The 24,158-nt window shown below is 38.4% G+C and carries 22 protein-coding genes; 9 read left to right on the forward strand and 13 right to left on the reverse strand.

What is annotated here, in order from left to right; all coding sequences use genetic code 11:
- Nucleotides 1–155: 155 nt before the first annotated feature.
- Nucleotides 156–560: a hypothetical protein gene (locus XM47_RS06220; protein ID WP_048690810.1), complete on the reverse strand. Its 405-nt coding sequence runs from the start codon at nt 558–560 to the stop codon at nt 156–158.
- 141 nt (nt 561–701) lie between these two features.
- Here XM47_RS06220 and XM47_RS06225 point away from each other — a divergent pair, with 141 nt between their 5' ends.
- The 6 genes from XM47_RS06225 (at nt 702) to XM47_RS06250 (ending at nt 6,758) form a co-directional block, all read left to right on the forward strand.
- Nucleotides 702–1,280 carry a hypothetical protein gene (locus XM47_RS06225; RefSeq protein WP_149865466.1) on the forward strand — a complete coding sequence of 193 codons (579 nt, stop codon included), beginning with the start codon at nt 702–704 and terminating at the stop codon, nt 1,278–1,280.
- Between the two features lie 7 nt (nt 1,281–1,287).
- Entirely contained in the window at nt 1,288–1,791 is a 504-nt protein-coding gene (gene coaD / locus XM47_RS06230) for a pantetheine-phosphate adenylyltransferase (protein ID WP_048690813.1), read from the forward strand.
- A gap of 1,304 nt (nt 1,792–3,095) precedes the next feature.
- Nucleotides 3,096–3,668, forward strand: coding sequence for a response regulator (locus XM47_RS06235; RefSeq protein WP_048690815.1), 573 nt, complete (start codon nt 3,096–3,098; stop codon nt 3,666–3,668).
- Between the two features lie 68 nt (nt 3,669–3,736).
- Nucleotides 3,737–4,333 (forward strand): TetR/AcrR family transcriptional regulator, encoded by a 597-nt coding sequence (locus XM47_RS06240; protein ID WP_048690816.1) that lies wholly within the window; start codon nt 3,737–3,739, stop codon nt 4,331–4,333.
- Between the two features lie 9 nt (nt 4,334–4,342).
- Nucleotides 4,343–6,247: an MFS transporter gene (locus XM47_RS06245; protein ID WP_048690818.1), complete on the forward strand. Its 1,905-nt coding sequence runs from the start codon at nt 4,343–4,345 to the stop codon at nt 6,245–6,247.
- Complete coding sequence (locus XM47_RS06250) at nt 6,240–6,758, forward strand: DUF2937 family protein (protein WP_048690820.1); 519 nt, start codon at nt 6,240–6,242, stop codon at nt 6,756–6,758. Before XM47_RS06245 ends, XM47_RS06250 begins: the two co-directional genes overlap by 8 nt.
- 76 nt (nt 6,759–6,834) lie before the next feature.
- On the opposite strand, the gene XM47_RS06255 is transcribed toward XM47_RS06250, so the two are convergent.
- The 5 genes from XM47_RS06255 to XM47_RS06275 all read right to left on the reverse strand — a co-directional run bounded on the left by XM47_RS06255 (nt 6,835) and on the right by XM47_RS06275 (nt 11,815).
- Nucleotides 6,835–8,760 carry a CRTAC1 family protein gene (locus tag XM47_RS06255; RefSeq protein WP_048690822.1) on the reverse strand — a complete coding sequence of 642 codons (1,926 nt, stop codon included), beginning with the start codon at nt 8,758–8,760 and terminating at the stop codon, nt 6,835–6,837.
- A 235-nt stretch (nt 8,761–8,995) separates the two neighbouring features.
- Nucleotides 8,996–9,637, reverse strand: coding sequence for a substrate-binding periplasmic protein (locus tag XM47_RS06260; RefSeq protein WP_149865467.1), 642 nt, complete (start codon nt 9,635–9,637; stop codon nt 8,996–8,998).
- A gap of 365 nt (nt 9,638–10,002) precedes the next feature.
- Complete coding sequence (locus tag XM47_RS06265) at nt 10,003–10,377, reverse strand: hypothetical protein (RefSeq protein WP_048690825.1); 375 nt, start codon at nt 10,375–10,377, stop codon at nt 10,003–10,005.
- Nucleotides 10,378–10,501: 124 nt separating this feature from the next.
- Nucleotides 10,502–11,272 carry a polyphosphate kinase 2 gene (gene ppk2, locus XM47_RS06270; protein WP_048690826.1) on the reverse strand — a complete coding sequence of 257 codons (771 nt, stop codon included), beginning with the start codon at nt 11,270–11,272 and terminating at the stop codon, nt 10,502–10,504.
- Nucleotides 11,273–11,281: 9 nt separating this feature from the next.
- Nucleotides 11,282–11,815: a DUF1415 domain-containing protein gene (locus XM47_RS06275; RefSeq protein ID WP_048690828.1), complete on the reverse strand. Its 534-nt coding sequence runs from the start codon at nt 11,813–11,815 to the stop codon at nt 11,282–11,284.
- A gap of 119 nt (nt 11,816–11,934) precedes the next feature.
- On the opposite strand from XM47_RS06275, the gene XM47_RS06280 reads away from it, so the two are divergent.
- On the forward strand, nt 11,935–12,525 hold the full coding sequence (locus tag XM47_RS06280; RefSeq protein WP_245623428.1) for a thioredoxin family protein: 591 nt from the start codon (nt 11,935–11,937) through the stop codon (nt 12,523–12,525).
- A 53-nt stretch (nt 12,526–12,578) separates the two neighbouring features.
- On the opposite strand, the gene ilvA is transcribed toward XM47_RS06280, so the two are convergent.
- The 5 genes from ilvA to ilvG form a co-directional block, all read right to left on the reverse strand.
- Nucleotides 12,579–14,126 carry a threonine ammonia-lyase, biosynthetic gene (gene ilvA / locus XM47_RS06285; protein WP_048690831.1) on the reverse strand — a complete coding sequence of 516 codons (1,548 nt, stop codon included), beginning with the start codon at nt 14,124–14,126 and terminating at the stop codon, nt 12,579–12,581.
- Nucleotides 14,127–14,216: 90 nt separating this feature from the next.
- Nucleotides 14,217–16,058 carry a dihydroxy-acid dehydratase gene (gene ilvD / locus XM47_RS06290; RefSeq protein ID WP_048690833.1) on the reverse strand — a complete coding sequence of 614 codons (1,842 nt, stop codon included), beginning with the start codon at nt 16,056–16,058 and terminating at the stop codon, nt 14,217–14,219.
- Between the two features lie 180 nt (nt 16,059–16,238).
- A complete protein-coding gene (locus XM47_RS06295) occupies nt 16,239–17,168 on the reverse strand; it encodes a branched-chain amino acid transaminase (protein WP_048690836.1) in 930 nt (309 codons plus the stop codon).
- Between the two features lie 18 nt (nt 17,169–17,186).
- Nucleotides 17,187–17,453, reverse strand: coding sequence for an acetolactate synthase 2 small subunit (gene ilvM, locus XM47_RS06300; protein WP_048690838.1), 267 nt, complete (start codon nt 17,451–17,453; stop codon nt 17,187–17,189).
- Nucleotides 17,453–19,096, reverse strand: a complete 1,644-nt coding sequence (ilvG, locus tag XM47_RS06305) for an acetolactate synthase 2 catalytic subunit (RefSeq protein ID WP_048690840.1) — start codon at nt 19,094–19,096, stop codon at nt 17,453–17,455. Before ilvG ends, ilvM begins: the two co-directional genes overlap by 1 nt.
- Nucleotides 19,097–19,568: 472 nt before the next feature.
- Between ilvG and XM47_RS06310 the strand changes: the two genes are divergently transcribed.
- Both XM47_RS06310 and XM47_RS06315 read left to right on the forward strand, forming a co-directional pair.
- Nucleotides 19,569–20,297: a FecR domain-containing protein gene (locus tag XM47_RS06310; protein ID WP_048690842.1), complete on the forward strand. Its 729-nt coding sequence runs from the start codon at nt 19,569–19,571 to the stop codon at nt 20,295–20,297.
- Nucleotides 20,298–20,359: 62 nt separating this feature from the next.
- Nucleotides 20,360–22,612, forward strand: coding sequence for a CHASE2 domain-containing protein (locus XM47_RS06315; protein ID WP_048690844.1), 2,253 nt, complete (start codon nt 20,360–20,362; stop codon nt 22,610–22,612).
- Between the two features lie 18 nt (nt 22,613–22,630).
- Here the strand turns inward: XM47_RS06315 and XM47_RS06320 are convergent, their stop codons facing one another.
- Entirely contained in the window at nt 22,631–23,152 is a 522-nt protein-coding gene (locus tag XM47_RS06320; RefSeq protein ID WP_048690845.1) for a DUF805 domain-containing protein, read from the reverse strand.
- 44 nt (nt 23,153–23,196) lie between these two features.
- Entirely contained in the window at nt 23,197–24,087 is an 891-nt protein-coding gene (locus XM47_RS06325; protein WP_048690847.1) for a hypothetical protein, read from the reverse strand.
- Between the last annotated feature and the right edge of the window lie 71 nt (nt 24,088–24,158).

Genomic DNA, 24,158 nt, shown 5'->3' on the forward strand with positions numbered 1-24,158 from the left:
ATTGGATGAAATTTATACAAAATAATGTTTATTAAGGAGCAAGAGGATAGCACTCAAATGCTGACAGGGTTATCTGTTATTAATCTATTGGCGTGGATACTTGGCAGTCGTTATAAAGCCTAACATTAGGTTTAATCTTAGGCTTTATGAGGTGGTTATTTCATGAATGAAAATAATTTAGAAAATAATCCAGCTTTTTCCGGTTTAATTTCTTGTGGTACAAAAATTCTCAAAGAGGCTGGTGCGCCTGGACCCCATGGCCACCAAGCAGCCATAACTTCTGGAGATTCTTCTTCACCAAAAAGAAGTTGATCCCTTTCCATATCGGCAAAAATACCTGCACCTTGTTTTACTTCTTTTGGTGCTTTTTTGATATTTTTATTATTCCATTTTTGAGAAAAATGTTCCTTTAATGTTTGACTAACTTCAGGCATTAAAGGTTTAGGAATTTCGGCAATTAAAGCATCAAATCTTTGATCTGGTTGCCATTCAATTCCCTTCGGTAATTTAGCTAATAAACTATCACCGTGTTGTTTAATCATTTCTTGATTAACACTCATTTTTCTAATTCCCGTTACAAACCAATCCCATAATTTTAGCAGAGTAAGGGGAATATAAGTATTAAATAATTTATGATTTAGTTCTCATTTTAGCTAAAAGCGCTTAATCTATTGATTAGGATAAGTATGTGGGATTTAGGCATGAAAAAAATAATCAGTAAAGTTTGCCAACTTGTAATTTTAATTGGGTTTGTTTGTTCTGTTAATGCTAAAGATTTAACTTCTAATGAAGTTGAATTATGGTTAAAAGCGGCACCTCAAGTTATGTCTTGGTTAGAGCAAAATAAAAGTAAAATGGCATCGGATGATAAACTAGATTTCCTTAAATCTAGTCCGCAACAGGTAGCTGAATACGCGACTCAAATGTTGCAAAAACATGGTTTATACAAAGATTTTTCTCAATTATTAAAGCAATATGGTATTCAGAACCAAACACGATTTTTTGAAATACAAACTCAAATTATGCAGAGCTTTATTGCGCTTTCAGCTCAACAAGCAATGCCTCAAGGCATTAACAAAGAGATGATGGATGCTTTGTCTCAATTAGAGAATTCAGATGCACTGACTGATGAGCAAAAAGCCCAAATGAAACGTCAAATGATGAATATGATGGGACAAGCGATGCAATTAGAACAGCAAGCAAAAAATAGCACCCAAGATATGAAGGTGTTACAACCCTATTTAATTCAAATTAAACAAATATTTTCTGCATTAGAGTAAGTTTACTATGTCTGTTACTGCAATATATCCGGGGACTTTTGATCCTATTACCAATGGGCATTTAGATCTAATTGAGAGAGCAAGTAAGCTTTTCGATAAAATTATCATAGGTGTTGCTTATAGCCCAACTAAAAGGCCACTCTTCAGCCTAGAAGAGCGGGTGGAGATGATCCAACAAGTAACAAGCGAATTAGAGAATGTTGTCGTGATTGGCTTTACTGGTTTGTTGGTTGATTTAGCGAAACAAAACAAAGCGAGCGTATTAATTAGAGGCGTTAGGGCTGTCGCAGATTATGAATATGAATTTCAATTGGCAAATGTTAATCGTAGTTTATACCCAGAATTAGAAACTATCTTTTTAACGCCGATTGAAAAAAATAGCTTTATTTCTTCAACTATAGTGAAGGAAGTTGCCCGTCATGGTGGTGATGTTTCTGGGTTTGTTTCTGAGAGTGTGGCTGCTGAGCTGGTAAATAAATTATCTAGAGTGAGTGATCAAGACAAACATTAACAATGTATTTTTAATACTTCACTTTAATCTGTTTTTGCTGATTAGATCTTCTGCCGTGTTTTTCAGACAAAAAAAGCCCATATTCATAAATGAAGATGGGCGATAGGGTAATACGAGATACAAGAGGAACACATTTAAATACAACATAAGAATAGACGCTGCTTTTTTGTATTAGTTCATTTATTGTTGGTTTTTTCTTTGATTATTTTTTTGCTTGTTTCCTTGGATGTTTAACAAATCGTTTCATTGTTGTTTTTCGGGTAAAAAAAAGCCCATGTTCATAAATGAAGATGGGCTAAAGTGAGACATGAGATACTACAGGAACACATTTAAATACAACGTAGGAATAGACGCTGCTTTTTAGCATTAGTTCATTTTTTGTTGGTTTTTTCTCTGATTATCTTTTTGCTTGTTTCCTAGATGCTTAACAAATCGTTTCATTGTTGTTTTTCGGGCAAAAAAAAGCCCATGTTCATAAATGAAGATGGGCTAAAGTGAGACATGAGATACTACAGGAACACATTTAAATACAACGTAGGAATAGACGCTGCTTTTTAGCATTAGTTCATTTTTTGTTGGTTTTTTCTTTGATTATCTTTTTGCTTGTTTCCTAGATGCTTAACAAATCGTTTCATTGTTGTTTTTCGGGCAAAAAAAAGCCCATATTCATAAATGAAGATGGGCTAAAGTGAGACATGAGATACTACAGGAACACATTTAAATACAACGTAGGAATAGACGCTGCTTTTTAGCATTAGTTCATTTATTGTTGGTTTTTTCTCTGATTATCTTTTTGCTTGTTTCCTAGATGCTTAACAAATCGTTTCATTGTTGTTTTTCGGGCAAAAAAAAGCCCATGTTCATAAATGAAGATGGGCTAAAGTGAGACACGAGATACAAGAGGAACACATTTAAGTACAACATAGGAATAGACGCTGTTTTTTAGCATGAGTTCATTTTTTGTTGGTTTTTTCTTTGATTATTTTTTTGCTTGTTTCCTAGGATGCTTAACAAATCGTTTCATTGTTGTTTTTCGGGCAAAAAAAAGCCCATGTTCATAAATGAAGATGGGCGACAGGGAGATACTACAGGAACACATTTAAGTACTACATAAAGATAGACGATATATTTTTAGAATAGTTCAAACTTATTTAATTCTTTTGTGTTTTATTCGAATCTTTAGCTGAATGTGTTTAACCGAAATGAGTAAATTATTGAATTATCGAGTGTTGTAAATTTTTTCAGGCTAAACTTTAATTAAATATTAGCAATTAATGCTAACAGCCCTGCATCAGAGGAAAGCTATGTTTTCGACTAAAGAGATCAAATTCTTACAGACTGAATTGAGCAAGTTTGTCAGTCGTACTCAACAAAGATTAGATGCACCAGAAGTTGAAGGGGATAAACGCGTTGCGATTGAATCAAGATTAATTACTGTTGTCTCCATTTTAAACAAAATAGAGCACCTTGATAATAAATCTGAAGAAAAACCTAAAGTGCGCAAGCTGCTACTCGTTGATGATGTTGAATCAATGCGCAAAGTCAATCGTCACTTTTTTATGAATATTGGTTTCAAGCAAGTCGACTTAGCAGAAAATGGTTTACGAGCATTTCAATTATTGAAACAAGCGTATGAAGATCAAGAGCCTTATCAACTCATTGTTTCTGATTGGGAGATGCCAAAAATTTCAGGTTTAGAATTATTGAAGATGGTTAGAATGGATAAAGATTTATGGAAAACGCCATTTTACTTAATTTCTTCGATATCAGAGAAACGACATATCTTAAATGCAATTAATACTGGCGCAAATGGTTACATGGTGAAGCCAGTTAACCAACAGATGATTACCGAAAAATTCAAATCTTTTTTAGAATAAGCATAATATATTTGCATTTACGGCTTTTTAATATTATTTTGAACGTTGTTTTATTTGTTGAGGTTATCATGGCGCGAAGAAGTGATCATACTAGAGAAGAATTAAAGCAGCTTATTTTAGACAGGGCTTTAGAGCATCTGCAAACTGAGCCGATACAAGGACTAAGTTTGCGTCAATTAGCTAAAAAAGTCGGGTATGTACCTAGCTCATTACTGAATGTATTTGGTAGCTATAATTATTGCCTGCTTGCTGTAAGCGGCATTGGGTTAGATCGCTTAACAAACTATTGCCAAAGAGCGATTGAGTCTAGCACTCAAGCAGAGACTAAAATTGCAGCTATGGCGCTAGCTTATTATCAATTCGCAACTGAACAAACCAATTTATGGCGGTTAATGCTAGAGCTTAAATTAGCTGAAGATGAAGAAATCCCAGCAAATCATTTAAATAAAATTACCCATTTGTTTGGTTTACTCGAAGTGAGTTTAAAACAGTTAAAGCCAGGTTTAGATGAAACTGAATACACAGATGCAAGTCGAACACTTTGGGCCTCTGTTCAAGGGATTACACAAATGTCACTCGATGATAAATTATTTAGTCAGCCGCTACTGGGAGAGAAACTGATTACGGATTTAGTGCGTCATTATTTAACTAGTTGGCAAAAATAAGGAAATACCATGTCACAATCTATTTTTAGCTTATTAAAAGAAAAACGATTTTTACCTTACTTCTGCACCCAAGCTTGTGGCGCAATGAATGATAATGTGTACAAAAATACTCTGCTATTGATTGTGGCTTTCCTGCTCCCTCAAACCTCTAATTCAAGCTTAAGCTCTGATGTTATTATCAATTTGGCCGCAGCTTTATTCATTTTACCTTTTTTCTTATTCTCGGCGCATGCGGGATTAATTGCCGATAAAGTTGAAAAATCCAATTTGATTAAAAGATTAAAATTATTTGAACTCGGAATTATGTGCTGTGCGGCGTTAGCCATTTGGTTTCAGCAGGTTGAGGTGATGTTATTACTATTATTTTTAATGGGTACTCAATCTGCTTATTTTGGACCAGTTAAGTACGCTCTGTTACCTCAGCACTTGTCAAAGGAGCAACTGGTTCAAGGCAACGCTTTGGTTGAGTTAGGTACTTTTGTAGCGATTTTATTCGGTACTTTAATCGCAGGTGTTTTAATCGGCTTAGACAATGGCACTTTATTTGCCGCTTGCTTAGTTGTTAGCTTAGCTTGTTTAGGGCTTTTTTCTGCCCAATTTATTCCTCACGCCAGCGCAGCTAATCCTAATTTAAAAGTTAAGTTTCAGCCGTTTCGACAATCTGTCTCTGTGGTTAAAATCGCCAAACAAAATAAAGCCGTTTTTTTATCCATTTTAGGGATTAGCTGGTTTTGGTTTTTAGGCGCAACCTATTTAACTCAATTTCCTAATTTTGCAAAAGTGTATTTAGCCGCAGAACCTGAAGTCGTTTCTATTTTGCTCGCTATCTTTTCGTTAGGTATAGGCTTAGGCTCTTTACTTTGTAGCAAGTTATCTGGTTCTGATATTGAGTTAGGATTGGTTCCGATTGGCTCGATTGGCTTAACTGTGTTTGGTTTAAATTTGTTAATTTCAACGCCAGAGCATGCCTATTTAACAACTCAATCTGCGTTTGATTTTATCCAAAATCCGGATAACTGGAGTGTCATGGTTAACCTCGGGTTAATCGGTATTTCAGGTGGGCTTTATATAGTGCCTCTTTATGCCATGGTTCAAAGTAGAAGTGACTCAAAACAGTTAGCTCAAGTGATAGCAGCAAATAATATTTTAAATGCCTTGTTTATGGTGATGAGTGCATTATTCGCCATAGTTTGTCTTGCTGTGATTGAATTAAGTATTCCACAGCTGTTTGCGGTGATGGCGGTATTGAATGCCTTAGTTGCCTTATATATTTATCAGCAAGTCCCAGAGTTTACACTCAGATTTATGATTTGGTTGCTGTCTCATACTATGTACCGAGTGAAAACGTCTGGCTTGAATCACATCCCAAAATCTGGCGCTGTGGTTTTAGCGGCTAATCATGTTAGTTATGTCGATGCGTTAATTTTAGCCGGAGCCTGTAAAAGGCCGGTTAGATTTGTTATGGATAAAAGTATTAGTCAGATGCCAGGGCTTAAATACTTTTTCAAGCACGCAAAAGTTATCCCGATTTGTAGCCCTAAGCAAGATATAGCGACTTATAATTCGGCATTTGAGCAAATCCACCAAGCACTTAATAATGACGAAGTCGTGTGTATTTTTCCAGAAGGTAGGCTGACCGAAGACGGCGAACTGAATGAGTTTAGACGAGGGATTGAACTCATTATTCAACGCGATCCTGTGCCTGTTGTTCCTATTGGATTAATTGGTTTGTGGGGATCTTTTTTTAGTCATAAAGACGGTCATGCTTTAACCACTAAACCCAAACGATTTTGGTCAAAAATATCCGTTAACATAGCGCAACCAATTCCTGCAACGCAGCTTAATGCGGCTGACTTACAAGTTAAAATTCAGTCTATCTTAGACGCTAAAGAACAGGTGGTTTCCTATGCTTAGAAATTACTTACGCTTAATTATATTTTCTTGCTGTCTGTTATCGGCAATCCAAATACCTGGGTTTATTCAACAATATTCACTTATTTCGAAAGCTAGGCTGGCCGAAGCGCAATTGAACTTGGCAGGTTTTCAACAAACCGCAGATAAATTTTTTGGCGGCAGCTTAGAAAAATTAATTGTCTATTACCAGCAAAGCGACGATCAAGTGATGCAAGCCGATGGCGTCAATATAGATAGTATTTATCAAAGGGTTGAGTTACTAAAAGCTGAAACTGAAATATTAACTCAAGCCGAATATCAAATTGCGTGGCATTTATTGCAAAACCCTAATCCAGAGGTCATGCAGCAAGCTAAGCAAGAATATACTTATATAGTTCCACTCAATACCAATGCGATAGTATGGGGCGCTTTAGTGGCAACTATGGGATGCTTATTGTTCGACCTAGTATTAAGTTTTGCTTTGTTAATGTTAGCTAAACTCTTTTCTGCTGCTGGGGTAAAGCAAAATTAAAAAGAGCAGGTTAAATAGAGTAAAACCGACGAATATTCGCCGATTTTACTCTGACAGCTTGATATTGAGTAATTAGCTAATTAAATTGTCCAATACGCTGCATTTCATTTATCCCAACATCTTCCATGGTTTGAGTGCTACCGTCACGCCATACAACGGTAATTTTTTCAACCTGATTTGCTTTGGCTAAACCAAAGTGGCATATATTCATAACACTTTGCGAATGCGATGCACTGTGCGAACCAATTAATTGAAACTGTTGGCTGTCAGCCGTTGTGACAGTGACTTTTGCGCCTAAAGGATCAATACCAGTGGCAGAGTAACCAACTCGCAATAATAAAGAATTCATACCTGTCAGGTCTGTTTGATTTTGGTATAAATGCCAACGACCATTGTCGTCATCGCCACTTAATAAATCTAGCTTGCCATCAAAGTCGTAGTCAAAAGCTGCGCCCATATCACCGTGCGAATCCATGCCTAATTCAGTCGCAGCGCCATGCTGCATTTGTGCTTTAAATTGGTTGTTGCCTTGATTGATAAATAATGCATCTGTGACGCGCTCTTTTAATTCACCAAAACGATAAACAAAAAAATCAGCTAAGCTGTCGTTATTAAAGTCACCTGTTACTACTCCCCAGTTATTGTCTTGCGAGACACTAGGTAAATTTTCAGATATATCTACAAATTTGCCGTTATCGTTTCGTAATAACACGTCTGATAAACCTAAGCTTTGTGGAATCCAATCAGCTTTATAATCTTCAACACCTGAGAATGATGCACGTATATCCCATGCAAGATTATCTGTTAATTTCCATTCTACACGCCACTCACCGTTACCAAGATAACCTATATACCAGCCAGTTTCGGTAATTTCAGTTGGAAAACCTTGTGCTTGCTGTTGGCTAATACTCACGGCTTGTGCTGGTGTGGTTATTTGAGATTTACTTTCACCTAAATAAACCGGCATAAACTCCATTCGCTTAGCGCGTGGAAAATGGGAGAAATCGGTTAAGGTTAAGTCACCGTTGGCATGTAAAGTTAAGCCATCTTGGCTTTTATTGCCTTCGTCGCGTAGATCTAATCGTCTTTTTTGTTTATTAAAGGAGATCGCATTATTGGCAATAGTGTAGTACAACTTGCCACGGGCAAAGTAGTAATCTAAATCGCCGTCGTTATCTATATCTGCTTGTGCTGCGGTTAATACGCCATGGTAACCATCAGGCGCTTGAGGGAATACTTCAGCAGTAACGTCTTTAAAATTAAAGTCTCCGTTACCTTGCCATATAGATGTGGCGTGGTAGGCATTAAAGGCAATTAAATCAAATTTACCGTCATTGTTAAAATCGGTAATTAACACTCTTTCAGCGTCGATATCTTCAAAACCAGAACTCGCTCGGTAAACAAACTTACCGTTTCCTAGGTTTTCAAACAGTATGTTGCGCGGCACATCTTCACTGATCATTTTTTCGGCATTCACTTGCATAAAGTCTAAGTCGCCGTCGTTGTCTATATCAACCCAGCGCACTGCACGACCACGCGCGCCCATTTCCGATAAACCAGCTTCAACTGTGACATCGGTAAATTCACCATTATCGTTGCGCAATAATCTTTGTGGTTGTGGTGTTGTGCCGTTACCTCCTCCTAACGAAATCAATACATCCTGATCTCCATCTAGGTCATAATCACCAGCTGCGATTCCGTGCAAATCTACTATTGGGTAAATATCCTTATTTTTACGATAAGTGCCATCACCATTAGCCATAAATAATTCAATTGGCGTCGTATTATGATTGGTTAATAACAAATCGTAGTGACCGTCATTATTGATATCAGCAATAGTGGGGCCACCATACTTCCAATTTGCTTCAGTTATCAATCCAACTTGTTGAGATACGTCATTAAAAACAATCTTGCTTTTGGTCATGTTAGTTGTCATGTCTGTAGTGCTGCAGCCTGTTACTCCAAGTGCAATCACAAGCATAATCTTATTCTTTAAAGCCATTACTTATTCTTCCCTTATTTAAAATTGTTAACATTATACACTTCATGGTAACAAAATAATTAAGGCTAAATAATTAAGGTGAAATAAATGTGTGGCTTTACCACGTCAACATTCTCTCCACTATTTAAAGGAGCGGGTTAGAAGATGAAGAGTCATCAGTCGTTTGATTTTAATTTTTGGTTTAAGACGGTTGGGATATACAGATGGAATATTATTTAGGAAGCTTATTAAGTTATTAAAGAGAAGCTAAGTATTCAGCTTCGAGTATCTTTTTTAGTTGCTCTAACTCACCAGACTGCTGCATTTCAATTAAAACTTCATTTAGTAAACCGACTAACTTTTCATGCTTTTTATGTAAAAAATGATAAACATAACGTTTTTCAAGTATTGGGCCGACTGCTTCTACATCATTAATTTTAAGTGTTTTTAATGCGACAAGTGCTGTGAATCTATCAACAATCGCTATATCCGCTCTGCGCAAGTGAATAAATTGCATCAAGCTCTTAATTGAGGTTAATGCATGGTCTTGTTTAGCAATGTTTTTAAATGGGTCTGCATACTTTCGCCCTCGGGTATAAGCCAAAGTGTAATTTGATAAGCTATTGATATTTTCTATTAAAACTTTAGAGTCTCGGTGACTAAAGGCTTGAATATCAATTGAAGAAACAGGTGTGGGTACTCTCAAAAGCAAGGGTTTATGTTTAGCAAAATCTTTTACCCGCAACAATTCACCATCTAAATTTCCCTGACGACTTTCTCGCTCAGCTCTTTTAGCTGGCATACGTACTATATCGATTTTATAATCAATTTTTGCGTAAATATAAGTTAACATGCGTTCAGCGACTGAGACACCTTTAGCTTCATCAATTGCTATCATACGCACTTGTTTTGGCTGAGATTTTTCAGCGGTAACTGAAAAGGGCGCAGCGAAAAACAATATAACGAATAAAAATTTAATAAGGCCCTCCCATAAAACACTTAACTAAAAAGTTATACTTACATATTTAAACTTGGACGAAAAGTAAACGATAGTGATTGTTACACGAATCCTAGGATGGGATCTGTTTATAAGCAATAAAATGCCTCAAAAAGAACAGTTATCTGAACTTAACACAATTGTTGTAGTAGGCTTTGATTGGGTTTAGCTATCGATCAAAAATGAATAAGCTAACAGTGTGAATAGGAGGTGGACAGGCTTTAACCTATTGATTTAATGTTTTCTTAAGGATCCTGTTTTGTTGGTTAATTTTTTACCCAACGTCCAAACCTAGCTATTTGTTGTGGCGCATATTCAAGTATCCAACTCCGATTTGATGATATAGCCAAAACTTGTTGATCACGGAAATACACAGGCAGCTCAGGTAAAAACTCTGACCAATTTAAATAATGTAAGTTTGACCAAGATAAATCGGTGATAATTAATTCAGTTGTTGAAGAGATTTTTTTATTCTCTAACCAAGATACTAGGTTTTCTTCATGTTTCGGCTCTTCAAATGACGCTACTACCCACTCACTGGTTTCATCAACACCATTTTCCCAATTTACTTCAAATAAATGAGGCTCAACAAGCTTTCTCAAATCTCGAGCTCTTAAATTTGGGTTTAGTAAGTCAACCATGAGATATTACCTAACGCTCCACGAAGGAGCTATTACTAGTTGGCTAAAATGTGAAGCGAAACGAAACCGAGCCGCTTTTACCTTCTGGAATTTCTGTAAAATATCACCCATGCCCAGCTAGCTACTATTTATACTGTTTGGCTATGTATTTTGAACTGGCGGGTTTACTATCGGCATAACCCGTTTTTTCTACTTTGGGTAATTGTATTTGTTCGAAACTGGTTTCTTGGTAGTCGAATTGGCTCAGTAAGTGAGATATACAGTTTAGTCTAGCAAGTTTTTTATTGTCTGCTTCTACCATATGCCAAGGACTTGCCTGAGTATCTGTCGCGGCTAACATGGCTAGTTTTGCTTGGCTGTAATCTGCCCATTTTTCTCTCGCTTTTAAGTCCATTTGGCTGAATTTCCATCGTTTTATGGGATCGTTTAAGCGAGATTTAAATCGCTTTTCTTGCTCGTCGGCTGAAACAGATAACCAGTACTTAATTAAAATAATGCCAGAATCTATCAGCATTTTTTCAAAATGGGCGCAATTAGTTAAAAAATATGAATATTCCTCATCGGAGCAAAAGCCCATTACTTTTTCAACCCCAGCTCGGTTATACCAACTGCGATCAAATAAACATATTTCTCCTGCGGCGGGCAAGTGTTGAACATAGCGTTGAAAGTACCACTGAGTTTTTTCTCTCTCAGTTGGGGCTGGCAGGGCGATTGTTTTTACTTGTCGTGGATTGAGCTTTTCGCTAATCGTTTTTATCATCCCGCCTTTACCTGAAGCATCTCTTCCTTCAAATATCACAACGACTTTTAAGTTTTTTAACTTAACCCAGTGCTGAAGTTTGACTAATTCTATTTGCAGGTTTGTAAGATGCTTTTGGTAATCGCTTTTATTCATAATTTCGTTTTACTCTGGTAAGTAACTAAATAGCTTTTGCTTATCTTCAACCGAGAGTGTCCGCATTTTTTGTATATTGTCTTCTGGAATTTGGTCGACATCTGGGTGGGTTTCTACCGCTATATCTAAACTGGATTCACGCAGTATATGTAGCAAAGGGAAAGGCGAACGATTGGTTAAGTTTTCGGCGTCGTCTTTATCTGTTCCTGCAAATTGGTAGTCAGGGTGAAAACTCGCTACCTGAAATTCGCCACGCCAATTGTTGTCATCTATTAGTTGGTCGGCGGTATCTAAAAAATCATTGTAATCGTAAAAATCTTCAAGCTGTTGAGTAATAACCAGTATGCTGGTTTCTATCTTAGTATCTTTTTCTAACAGCTCTATTTCTGCAGCTAAATCCATTAATAGATCTTGCTGCTTGAGTGCGTGAGTTTCTTGTATTCGGATTTGCTTTTTCATGTGTGGCTTTTTAGCAAATGGGCATAAGTTTAGGCCTATCACTACTTTTTCGAGCCATTGTTTGGTTTGTTCTGTTGGGGTCATAAATACTTTTGTTGAGTGAATAGATAAGTTTAAACTTAATACTACAGATGTTTTCCTTTTTTGGCATAAAAAACGTTAGAATTAGCCATCAAAATTTTTATAGGATTTATCGCATGGTTATGACAGCTTCCAACATGATGGATTTAGGTTCATCTGCTCCAGAGTTTGAATTAAAAAACACAGAAGGTTCTTTTACTAAGCTTACTGAAGTTAAAGGCGATAAAGCGACGGTTGTGATGTTTATCTGTAACCATTGCCCATACGTGATACATATTGCTCCTCAGATCGCTAAAATGGCTAAAGCGTATGCGAGCCAAGGTGTTCAGTTTATTGCAATTAATAGCAACGACACCGAAACTTATCCAGCAGATAGCTTTGAAAATATGATCAAGGAAAAAGCAGCGCGCGGTTATAATTTTCCTTATTTGATTGACGCAGACCAAAGTGTTGCCAAGGCTTATGATGCAGCCTGTACACCAGATATTTATGCATTTGATGCTAATTTAAAGCTAGTTTATCGTGGCCAGTTTGACGCTTCTCGCCCACATAGAATTTCATCTGGCAATTATGATTCAAGCGTTAATCCGTCAACAGGTAAAGATTTAAGCCAAGCCTTAGATGCAATTGTTGCAGGCAAGCCAGTGCCAACGGAGCAACTTGCTTCAATTGGTTGTAATATTAAGTGGAAGGTTGGTAACGAGCCAAGCTAAGCTAAGCTAAGCTTAAGCTCGTGACATGTTAGACAATAAAATAAAGGTCTACTTTATTTTAAAAAGAACTGATAGGCAGGGTTTTCGCTTTCATCCCTAAATTGATAACCTATCTTAGTGATATGGCTAGTAAACTCAGCCATGTCACTGTCTTTAACATCAAATCCGGTTAATACCATACCACTGGCTGCACTGTGGTTGCGGTAATGGAATAAAGTGATATTCCAACGCTCTCCAAGTGTTTGTAAAAAGCTTAATAATGCCCCTGGGTACTCAGGGAAATCGAAGCTAAATAAACGCTCGTTAGTTAGTTCTGGCGCTCTGCCGCCAACCATATAGCGCACATGTTGTTTAGCGACTTCATTATCAGATAAATCAAACCAGTCAATGTTGTTTTGTTTTAGCTCGGCTAATACTTCTTGTAATTCATCTTCGCCACGACGGAGTTTTAAACCGACGTAAATATGTGCTGAACTACTTGGTGCGTATCTGTAATTGAATTCTGTAATGGCTCGTCCACCTAAGATCTCACAGAATTTTCTAAATGCGCCTTTTTCTTCAGGAATGGTTGCCGCTATGATAGCTTCTTTTTTCTCACCTAACTCTGCGCGCTCTGATACATATCTAAGCGTGTGAAAATTGATATTAGCGCCACATAAAATACCTGCAATTTGCAGTTTGTTTTGGCTGGCTTCAGGGTTATTGGCTAGCCACTTTTTGATACCGGCAACCGATAAGGCACCAGCAGGTTCGGCAATAGCTCTGGTATCATCAAAAATATCTTTAGTAGCTGCGCAAAGCTCATCACTAGTTACTGTGATAACTTCGTCAACATACTGTTGGCATAAACGGAAAGGTTCTTTGCCGATAATCTTTACTGCAACACCATCTGCGAATATACCGACTTTGTCGAGCGGCGTTGGTTCGCCATGCGTTAGTGCTTTTTGTAAGCAAGCCGATTCATCTGATTCAACTGCGACAATTTTTATATTTGGCTTAAGTTGTTTTAGATATACCGCAATACCAGCAGCTAAACCACCACCGCCAACTGCAATAAAGACAATATCTAAATCACGTTTTTCATCGAATAATTCTTTCGCTATTGTTCCTTGCCCTGCAATCACATCTGGATCATCAAATGGTGGAACATAAGTATAACCTTGCTCTTGCGCCAGTTGCTGTGCATGTTGGCTAGCAACGTCAAAGCTTTTACCGATTAGGACAATATCTACCCAATCACCACCAAAGCTGCGTACTGCATCCACTTTGATATCTGGTGTGGTTTCAGGCATACAAATCGTCGCTTTTACTTGCATACGGTTTGCAGATAACGCCACGCCTTGAGCATGGTTTCCAGCTGATGCTGTAATTACACCTCGGTTTTTAGCTTGTTCAGACAAGTTAGCTATTTTGTTGTATGCGCCACGTAATTTAAATGATTTAACCGGTTGCTGATCTTCCCGTTTTAGCCAAATGTCGTGACCAATTCGTTCTGACAAACTCGGCATAAAGTTTAAATCTGTGTTGCGTGCAACATCATAAACTGGCGCGAGCAAAATTTTACGTAGATACTCTGGTGCGCTTGTGGTGTCTGAGCTCATGCTATTTCCGTTAGGTTAGTAATGATTTTCTAGCTGAATTGAAGCCCTAAATTGAACTGATTCAATTTAGGGCGATAGGTTTGGAGTTGTTTATTTTTCTAAAATGCTGCGATCGCGAACGGCGCCTTTATCAGCACTTGTTGCAAAGAAGCCGAAAGTTTTTAACGCGAACGATACTTCACGTTCACGATTTTCTGGCTGCCAGCCTTTTGCATCTTGTGCTGCACGTCGAGTCGCTAACTCTTCTTCGCTTACTTCTAGCTCAATCGAACGGTTAGGGATATCTATCGCTATGATGTCGCCATCTTTAACTAAACCAATTGTACCGCCGCTTGCTGCTTCTGGTGAAACATGGCCGATAGATAAACCTGAAGTACCACCTGAGAAGCGACCATCTGTTATCAATGCACAAGCTTTACCTAGGCCTTTAGATTTTAAGAAAGTAGTAGGGTAAAGCATTTCTTGCATACCTGGACCACCTTTAGGACCTTCGTAACGAATTACAACTACGTCACCGGCTTTTACTTTGTCGCCTAAAATGCCTTCAACTGCGTCATCTTGGCTTTCAAATACAACAGCTGGACCTTTGAATGTTAAACAAGATTCGTCAACACCAGCTGTTTTAACGATACAAGTATCAACGGCAATGTTACCTGTTAAAACGGCTAAACCACCATCTTTACTGTATGCGTGTTCGATACTGCGGATACATCCATTTTCACGATCGTCATCTAGGGTTGGCCAGCGACAGCTTTGTGAGAAAGCTTGAGTGGTACGAATACCTGCAGGGCCAGCTCGGTAGAATTCTTTAACTGACTCATCAGTTGTGGTCATGATATCCCATTTAGCAAACACGTCTTCAATTGTGCCACCTAAAACATGGCGAGCGTCTTTGTTTAATAATCCACCACGGTTTAATTCGGCTAATAAACCTATTACGCCACCAGCACGGTGAACATCTTCCATGTGATATTTTTGCGTTGCAGGTGCAACTTTACTTAAATTTGGAATGCGACGAGACATAGCGTCAATTGCGGCTAAGTCAAAATCAATACCGCCTTCTTGCGCAGCTGCAATTAAATGTAAAACCGTATTGGTTGAGCCACCCATTGCAATATCAAGTGCCATTGCATTTTCAAACGCACCACGATTGGCGATATTACGCGGTAATACTGAGTCGTCATCGTTGAAGTAATATTGCTCACATAATTCAACAATGCGAGTACCTGCTTGTTTGAATAAGTTTTCACGGTCAGCATGTGTCGCCAGCATTGAACCGTTACCCGGTAAAGATAAACCTAATGCTTCAGTTAAACAGTTCATTGAGTTTGCCGTGAACATACCTGAACAAGAGCCACAAGTTGGACAAGCTGAACGTTCTACTTCGTTGCTTTGTTCGTCAGAAACAGTTGGATCGGCACCTTGAATCATGGCATCAACTAAATCGAGTTTGATGATTTGATCTGAAAGCTTAGTTTTACCCGCTTCCATTGGGCCACCAGATACAAAGATTACTGGAATATTTAAGCGCATTGACGCCATTAACATCCCTGGGGTGATTTTGTCACAGTTTGAGATACAAACAATCGCATCAGCACAGTGTGCATTAACCATGTATTCAACTGAATCAGCAATTAAATCACGTGATGGTAAGCTGTAAAGCATACCGCCGTGGCCCATTGCGATACCATCGTCAACTGCGATAGTGTTAAATTCTTTTGCAACGCCGCCTGCTGCTTCAATGCTACGAGCAACTAATTGGCCCATATCTTTTAAGTGTACATGGCCTGGTACAAACTGAGTGAAAGAGTTCGAAACCGCGATAATTGGCTTTTTAAAATCTTCGTCTTTCATACCTGTTGCACGCCATAATGCGCGTGCACCTGCCATATTTCGGCCTTGAGTCGTCGTTGCGGATCTTAATTTTGGCATTATCTTCTCCAGTTTATATCTGTGTATTTCGCCGGTTTGCTGCTAGTAATGGCGTTGATACGTTAGATTGTAATTTGTGCTTATCTGCAATAAAGCAGGCGAAAGCCTGCTTTATAATAATTTGTCTCTAGTTAAGTGTTAATTAACCAGTTGCTGAACTGAGTTGTTAGGCTAAATGATTTATTCATTTATATAACTTAACCAGCCCCATTTGTCTTCTGTTTTGCCGTTAAACAAGCCGAAGTAATCCGCTTGCAATAATTCAGTGATTGGACCACGCTTGCCATTGCCAACTTGAATTTGGTCAACGCTGCGAACTGGAACTACTTCTGCGGCTGTACCACACATGAATACTTCATCTGCAAGATATAAGGCTTCACGCGGAATCGCTTGTTCTTGAACTTTATAGCCGCGTTCAGCAGCTAATGTCATCAATGTACTGCGAGTGATACCAGGTAAAATACCACTTGTGGTTGGTGGTGTACTTATAACGCCGTCACGGACAACGAAAATGTTTTCACCAGCACCTTCAGAGATGCAGCCGTTTTGATCTAAGCCAATACCTTCTACGTAACCGTGGCGTTTAGCTTCTGTGGTAATTAAAATCGAAGATAAGTAATTACCACCAGCTTTGGCACCTGTTGGCATAGTGTTAGGGGCTAATCTATTCCAAGAGGTAATCGCGGCATCGACACCTTGTTCAAGTGATTCTTCGCCTAAATAAGAACCCCAGTTTAACGCTATAATAGAGGTTTCTAATGGCACTTTAGGTGGATTTAAACCTAAGCCATGTGCGCCCATAAAAGCGAAAGGTCTTAAATAAGCTGATTTTAAGCCGTTATCACGAACTATGTCTTTACAGCCTTGGTTTATTTCTTCATGCGTGAAAGGAATTTCAAAGCGATAAATTTTTGCTGAATCAAATAAGCGACGAGTATGTTCATCTAAACGAAAAATGGCAGGCCCTTTGGGCGTGTCATAACAACGTACACCTTCAAATACAGATGAACCGTAATGAATCGCATGACAGACAATGTGAACTGTCGCTTCTTGCCATGGAATTATCTTACCGTTGAACCAAATTAATTCAGGAAAATTAGGTGCACTCATATACTCGTCTCTTTTTAATTAAGCATTCATAGCAACCGCAGATTTGATCGCAGTCGCAGCTTCTAGTTCGATATGTGAAACGTCGTACAACTTGCTCAATTGTAACTCTAGGTTGTTTATACAACGTTCGCCTGTTACGTTTAGTGTGATATTAACTTCTTGATTTATATCGCATTGCTGCATTGACATTTGTTGTAGCGCAAAACCACGGTGGCGGACAACACGTAAAACTCTTTCCATAACTTCTGGTCGGTTGTGTGCTTTTAAATTAATTGTGTGTGTCATTATGCGCCCTCTATCATGTCGTGGTTAGCTTTGCCTGGCGGAACTAATGGCCAAACATTGGCTTTGTCATCAATTTGAACATGTAGTAAAAATGCACCTTCGCTGTTTACTAGTTGTTCAATTGCAGCATCTACTTCATCTGCTTTACTTATACTTACCGAAGGAATATCAAATGCCTTAGCTAAGGTTAAAAAGTCTGGGTTATCGCTTAAGTTTGTCTCTGAGTATCTTTCTTCAAAGAATAACTCTTGCCATTGCTTAACCATGCCTAATCTTTGGTTGTCTAGTAGCACGATTTTAACTGGTAAATTAAATCGTTTTATTGTGCCAAGCTCTTGAACATTCATCATGAATGAACCGTCGCCAGATACGACAACAGAGGTAGTATCTGGACGAGCAACTTGAACGCCAATTGCTGCAGGTAAACCAAATCCCATAGTACCCGCGCCACCACTTGATAAGTGATTACGTGGTGAGGTGAACTGCATGTGTTGTGCAACCCACATTTGGTGTTGGCCAACATCACAGCTGACTACGTGATCATATGGTAAAGCTTTACTTAATTTATTCAGTAATGCAGGCGCATAAATATCTTCATTTGGATAATCATAGCGCCATGCATATTTAGCGATTGATTCAATCGCATCTTGTTGCCAAGCTGAAATTTCTGGCGTTGCTTTTAACGCAGGTAATATTTGTTTGAAATCACCTAAAATAGAAATGTCAGCTTTGCGTAGTTTGTCTATCTCAGCAGGATCAATATCAAGGTGAATAACTTTAGCATGTGGTGCGAAAGTATCCAGTTTACCTGTTACACGATCATCAAATCGAGCGCCGGTACAAATTAATAAATCACATTCTTGTACAGCATGGTTTGCAGCTTGGTTACCATGCATACCAACAAAACCTAAGTTGTATGGGTAATCGCTTGGTACCGTACCTAATGCTTTTAAGGTTGAGATAGCTGGGATTTGAGTTGCATCTAACAAATCTTGTAATTCGTCAATAGCATCTGCTAAACCCACACCACCGCCAACATAAAACAAAGGTTTTTTTGCTGCGCCGATTAAATCTCGTGCTTTAGCGATATCGCAATCTGCGACAGGCTCAAATGTTTTTTCTGGTAGCGCATAAGGTTCAAAATCAACAGCACCAATTTGGATATCTTTTGGTATGTCTACTAATACAGGACCAGGACGACCAGACTGAGCCACTTCAAATGCTTGATGCAAGATGTCTGCAAGTTCATCTAATGATTGAACTAAAAAGCTTTGTTTAGTGATTGATAACGACATACCTAATACGTCCATTTCTTGGAACGCATCAGTACCGATTAGGCTGCTAAAAACCTGACCTGTAATAGCAACGACTGGAACTGAATCCATCATAGCATCGGCTAAACCTGTTACTAGGTTAGTCGCACCCGGGCCAGATGTTGCCATGCAGACGCCAACTTTACCGGTGGTTCGCGCATAGCCAACAGCTGCAAATGCAGCGCCTTGCTCGTGTCTAGATAAAAAATGCTTAACGTCTGAATCGTACAAAGCATCGTAAATTGGCATGATAGCACCACCTGGATAACCAAATATGTGCTGTACACCGTGCTGTTGTAAAACTTTTAAAACCAGTTGTGCGCCGGTCATTATCAACCCTTTTCTTTGCTGACAGCCAAATACCTAATCAAAATAATTTGCAATAGATAATAAAAAACCCCCGAATCTTTCGATGCGGGGGTTTGATTTGGCCGTTTACACTCTGCTTAAATCGTACAAATCCCCCGCGATGGTAACACCACCACGATGACGACTAATTTAATCAGAATGCGAATATTCATACCAAAATAAAACCTGTAAAGCTCTATATGCTCATTTAGGGGCATATAAATACCATAACAATTGAATAAAAACAAGCCAACTGGCTAAAAATAAGGCTTTTAGACCCTTTCTAACATTGCTGTGAAAGAAAAATGGTCAATAGCCAGTCTCATTTTATAAGCTAATTTTTAAATGCTTTGTTTTGTTTTACTCAAAAACGGGCTAACTTAAACACTAGCTGATACAAAATATTTGAAATACCTATATTTTCTCACTCACAAACAACACACGAGGGTGCACTATGTTTCAATCAAGCCAAAGTCGTAGAGAGTTTTTGCTAAAGACTTTAATTGCGGGGGGGTATGGTTTTACCGCCGGTTCTGCACTATTAGCGCCTTTGGTTCATGCTTTGGGTAAAGTTCCAAGGCAGTTAACGAGTGATGAATCTATATTTAAACTCAGCGGTAAAGTTAAGGTCAATGGCCAGTACGCATCAGAAAAAACCATAGTCACAGCGAACTCGACGATAGAGACAGATTCAAATAGCCAATTAATTTTTGTTGTGGGTAAAGATGCGCATATCGTCAGAGAAAATAGCAAGGTTATTTTGTCTGGTAGCAGCGATAAGGTTGAAACTGGATTACAGCTAACTAAAGGCAAAATTTTATCTGTATTTGGCGAAAGGCAAGGTACGGAAAAGCACCAAATTAAAACAACAACTGCAACTATAGGTATTAGAGGCACAGGGGTTTATGCTGAATCTGAAGACGATCATAGTTATGTTTGTACTTGTTACGGTCAAACTAAAATTGCATCGGCTAGTCATCCTGCCACGAGTGAAGTGATAACAAGTAAGCATCATGATGCGGCAAGATATATTTTTGCTGATAGTCAGGGTGGTCAAATCATTACTGAAGCGCCGATGAAAAATCACGAAGATGAAGAGTTGATGTTAATAGAAGCGCTTGTCGGGAGAACAACACCATTCTCTTCTTTGATGGGTTATAGTGATCTTAGAAAAAAATATTAACGAATCTCAACTCTGGATAAGACATTAACTAATTTTAGCAAGTTGAAAATAAGGCGAGTTCATTGTTCTCTTCCTTCAAAAAACGAATTTTATTATTCCCAGTCGTTTTATGTGGCTTAATTTTATTGCATGCTTTGAGTGTCACTCGAATCCAATGGATAGATAAACTCGAAGCTTTTATATATGATCAACGGCTTAATTTTCATCTAGTCGAAGACGCAAAATCTGAGCATCTTGTTATCGTCAATATAGATGAAAAAAGCCTAGCTGAATTAGGGCAATGGCCTTGGCGAAGAGATGTGATTGCCCAGCTAACTAATTCATTATTTGAGCATTATCAAATTAAAGTTTTAGGTTTTGATATGGTTTTTTCTGAACCATCGGATACAACAGCCACAGAAGTTTTAGACCTGCTAGCGGGTACTGAAATTGCCGAAAGTGAACTTTTTCAACAAGCTTATCAAAGCTTAAAACCTCAACTAGATTTTGATACTCAGTTAGCCGAATCTTTCACAGACAGAAATGTTGTGCTTGGGATAGTTTTTGAGCAAGCGAAAAACCAAGATGTCAGCAATAAAAACCAACTCCCTTTGCCGCCGATCACGCTTGAACCAGAGTACCTTAAACAAAGCCAGTTAGTTTCGGCACAATCTTATATTGCCAACCTGCCCGTTTTTCATCAGCAGGCCAAAAGCAGTGGCTTTTTTCAAAACTCATTACTAGACAGTGATGGGGTCTTTCGTCGAGTTCCGCTTGTTGAGCGTTTTCGGCAGTATGTTTATCCCTCTTTGGCGTTGGAAGTTGCGCGATTAAAACTAGATATTGAGGGCTTAACCTTGTCTTTTCATCAACAAGGCAGAGGTAACATGGTGCTAAATTCAGTTAATTTAGGTGATAAAACGATTGATGTCGGCTCGAGAGCAGAGGTGTTCGTACCCTATTTAGGTTATCAATATAGTTTTCAATATTTTTCGGCATTGGACATTCTAACGCAGAAAATTCCAGCTGGTTTATTACAAGGGAAAGCGGTATTAGTCGGCACAGATGCAGCAGGTTTACTTGATTTAAGAACAACTCCATTTGCTAAAGCATTTCCGGGAGTTGAGGTGCACGCCAATATAGTCGAAGGCATTATTCAAGGCACTATTCGCTCTCAACCAAATGCGATTTTAAAGTTTGAAGTGGGCGCAATTTTATTTGCTACCTTGGTGGTGTTATTGATTTCCTTGTGCTCTGATTCACGTAAGCAATTATTTGGTTTAGTTTCTGTTATCGGCGCTATTATTGCGGCAAGCCAATATTTTTGGTTGCAAGGTATTGTGGTGCCGACAGCTTCAACACTCGTATTAACTATCTTGCTTTTCATTAGCTTAACTGCGTTTAATTTATTGATGGAATTACGCCAAAAACAATCTATTGTGAAGCAGTTTGGTTTATATGTCCCACCTGATTTAGTTTCAGATATGGCTAAATCTCCAGAGCATTATCAACTAGAGAGTCAAAGTAAAACCTTGACGGTTTTGTTTTCTGATATACGCAATTTTACGCAAATATCTGAGGGCTTAAGCCCGCAAGCCTTGTCTGAAATGATGAATCTGTATTTAACTGAGATGACCGAAATTATTCACAGCAATAAAGGTACGATTGATAAGTATATAGGTGATGCCATTATGGCGTTTTGGGGCGCGCCGGTTGCCGATACAGAGCATGTTAGACATGCGGTCATAACTGCGATGCAAATGCAGGCTAAGTTAGCTGTAATAAATAAAAAGTTTCAAGCAAACGGTTGGCCGAGCATTCAAATTGGCATTGGTGTTAATACAGGACAAATGAATGTAGGTAATATGGGATCTGAATTTAGAATGGCTTACACTGTGATGGGCGATTCGGTTAATCTAGCTGCTCGGCTGGAAGGGTTAACCAAAGTTTATGGTTGTTATTGTTTACTGGGACAAGAGACCGGCGAAAGTTTATTAAGTAGCGAGATGCTAGTTCGTGAATTAGATAAAGTAAAAGTGAAAGGAAAAAGCGAAGCCAGCCGTATTTACGAGTTATGTCCACCGCAATATCAAACATCAAATCTAAATAATGAACATCAAGTTTTACCCAAAGCTTATTTATCTGATTTTCAGTCGTTTTTAAATTTATATCGACAGTGCCAATGGCAAGCAGCGTTAGATAAGTTAGACAGTTTGCGACAGAAAAAAGTGGTAACGGAGTCTTTATACTCGCTCTACCAAGCTAGAATTAAACACTTTAAAACCAGCCCGCCAGAGGCAGGCTGGGATGGTAGCTTTACTTACCAGCGTAAGTAGCCGTTTATGATTATTAATTTAAGAAGCCGCCGCGTTTTGCGCTGCTTGTAGGTAGTCATTATATGCGGGTACAGCAATCGCAGCTAATATACCGATTATAAATATTAATGGCATTACTAAACCTAGTATCCAAGTTTTTGCTGTATTCGGATGTGCAGGTAATCCGTATTCGTTTTCACCTATGTCTCCAGATTTAAACAGCAGTATTAAGACTAAAATCAAATTAATGAGTGGCACGAACAACAAGAGTAAATACCAACCTTTTCGATTAATGTCATGAAGCCGCTTGATACCCGCGACTATGGTTATGTAAAACATGAATGCATAACCTACCGCAATTCCAATCGCGCCAAGTGTTTCGCTGATCGCGAATAAACCCGCCGCAGGGAGTAAGACTAAATACGAAATAGACGCGTGCGCTAAATATCTTACTCTGCCGAGTCTGCCGGATGCTTGAAAAATTTTAGGGGTTGAATAACCTTGATTTTCAGTGACGAGTTCAGCTTCTGGTGCGGTAAATAAATTTTCTGTGTTTTCCATCATTAATTCCTTTTTGTCGAGATTTTTTGTTTCAGTTATTTCTGTTAAAAATTGATGCTCAGTTTAGAAGATAAAATTGTGCTGCTGTAACTAAGCGAGCCTTTTGCGTTGCTTTTGGCATAGCTAGCTGAAATATCTAGGTTAATTTTATCCGTAATTTTAGTCAGTAAACCTAAGTTAAAAACAGCTGTTGTTGCCGATAATTTATATTGATACCAAGCATTACCTGACATTTCACTAAGTTCATGAGCGTGCCACTTATTTTGAGCATATTGTGCCGCTTGACTTAAGTAAAGGCTATTTTGCTCGGCAGAGTCGTGATTGATTGCACTGACTATTTTGCCTTTTTTAAACTCTAGGCCAGCATAAGCTAATGTGTTGATCGAAAAATTGTAATCAGCATTTAAAAATAAGTTAATTTCTGAATTGTTAAACCAAGTTTTGTTGGCGCTCCTATCTAAATAACCAAAACCTAACTGAGTATGTATTTCATCGGTAAATCTTTTATTCATGACCCAGGTTATCGTCTGAGTGTTGCCGGACATGGCATCTATTCTATGGTTATTGATTTGATAGCTAGCTTTGATGAAGTAATAAGGCGCTAGATAACCAAAGCTGTTTTGCCAACCATAAACTAAATAGAGGTTTGAGCTGGTTTGGTCATACATGTCCAAACTTTGATAATTTATGTTCTCTAGACTAAGCCCTCCGCCAAACATTTGGCCTAGTTTGAACTCTCTTCTGTAATCAAAACTGAATGCTAATGTATTGGCACTATCAGCTAATTTATCAGATTGAGCTATTGAATTTGTTAGGTTGTCATTTTTTAATTCACTAATAGAAAAATGACTGGTGAACTGCGAACTAGCATTGGCTGCAAATAAAATGGTGCTAGGTAGAGTAAGCAAACTAAATAGTAAGCAGAGTCTAAACATTTTTGTGTCCTGTATTTATTTCCGTTTCATCTTAATTGAGTTAGCTAATTTCTAATCCCGAGTTAAGGTTA

The sequence above is a fragment of the Catenovulum maritimum genome (assembly GCF_001050375.1).
GTDB classification, from domain to species: domain Bacteria; phylum Pseudomonadota; class Gammaproteobacteria; order Enterobacterales; family Alteromonadaceae; genus Catenovulum; species Catenovulum maritimum.

Excerpts from the sequence above, each read along its gene's own strand:
- ilvA (WP_048690831.1), bottom strand. The coding sequence starts at position 14,126 with ATGAGCTCAGACACCACAAGCGCACCAGAGTATCTACGTAAAATTTTG.
- XM47_RS06250 (WP_048690820.1), top strand. The coding sequence starts at position 6,240 with ATGCTTAGAAATTACTTACGCTTAATTATATTTTCTTGCTGTCTGTTA.
- XM47_RS06280 (WP_245623428.1), top strand. The coding sequence starts at position 11,935 with ATGACAGCTTCCAACATGATGGATTTAGGTTCATCTGCTCCAGAGTTT.
- XM47_RS06325 (WP_048690847.1), bottom strand. The coding sequence starts at position 24,087 with ATGTTTAGACTCTGCTTACTATTTAGTTTGCTTACTCTACCTAGCACC.
- ilvD (WP_048690833.1), bottom strand. The coding sequence starts at position 16,058 with ATGCCAAAATTAAGATCCGCAACGACGACTCAAGGCCGAAATATGGCA.
- coaD (WP_048690813.1), top strand. The coding sequence starts at position 1,288 with ATGTCTGTTACTGCAATATATCCGGGGACTTTTGATCCTATTACCAAT.
- XM47_RS06240 (WP_048690816.1), top strand. The coding sequence starts at position 3,737 with ATGGCGCGAAGAAGTGATCATACTAGAGAAGAATTAAAGCAGCTTATT.
- ilvG (WP_048690840.1), bottom strand. The coding sequence starts at position 19,096 with ATGACCGGCGCACAACTGGTTTTAAAAGTTTTACAACAGCACGGTGTA.
- XM47_RS06310 (WP_048690842.1), top strand. The coding sequence starts at position 19,569 with ATGTTTCAATCAAGCCAAAGTCGTAGAGAGTTTTTGCTAAAGACTTTA.
- XM47_RS06225 (WP_149865466.1), top strand. The coding sequence starts at position 702 with ATGAAAAAAATAATCAGTAAAGTTTGCCAACTTGTAATTTTAATTGGG.
- XM47_RS06245 (WP_048690818.1), top strand. The coding sequence starts at position 4,343 with ATGTCACAATCTATTTTTAGCTTATTAAAAGAAAAACGATTTTTACCT.
- XM47_RS06235 (WP_048690815.1), top strand. The coding sequence starts at position 3,096 with ATGTTTTCGACTAAAGAGATCAAATTCTTACAGACTGAATTGAGCAAG.
- XM47_RS06320 (WP_048690845.1), bottom strand. The coding sequence starts at position 23,152 with ATGGAAAACACAGAAAATTTATTTACCGCACCAGAAGCTGAACTCGTC.
- XM47_RS06255 (WP_048690822.1), bottom strand. The coding sequence starts at position 8,760 with ATGGCTTTAAAGAATAAGATTATGCTTGTGATTGCACTTGGAGTAACA.
- XM47_RS06220 (WP_048690810.1), bottom strand. The coding sequence starts at position 560 with ATGAGTGTTAATCAAGAAATGATTAAACAACACGGTGATAGTTTATTA.
- XM47_RS06260 (WP_149865467.1), bottom strand. The coding sequence starts at position 9,637 with ATGATAGCAATTGATGAAGCTAAAGGTGTCTCAGTCGCTGAACGCATG.
- ppk2 (WP_048690826.1), bottom strand. The coding sequence starts at position 11,272 with ATGAATAAAAGCGATTACCAAAAGCATCTTACAAACCTGCAAATAGAA.
- XM47_RS06275 (WP_048690828.1), bottom strand. The coding sequence starts at position 11,815 with ATGACCCCAACAGAACAAACCAAACAATGGCTCGAAAAAGTAGTGATA.
- ilvM (WP_048690838.1), bottom strand. The coding sequence starts at position 17,453 with ATGACACACACAATTAATTTAAAAGCACACAACCGACCAGAAGTTATG.
- XM47_RS06295 (WP_048690836.1), bottom strand. The coding sequence starts at position 17,168 with ATGAGTGCACCTAATTTTCCTGAATTAATTTGGTTCAACGGTAAGATA.
- XM47_RS06265 (WP_048690825.1), bottom strand. The coding sequence starts at position 10,377 with ATGGTTGACTTACTAAACCCAAATTTAAGAGCTCGAGATTTGAGAAAG.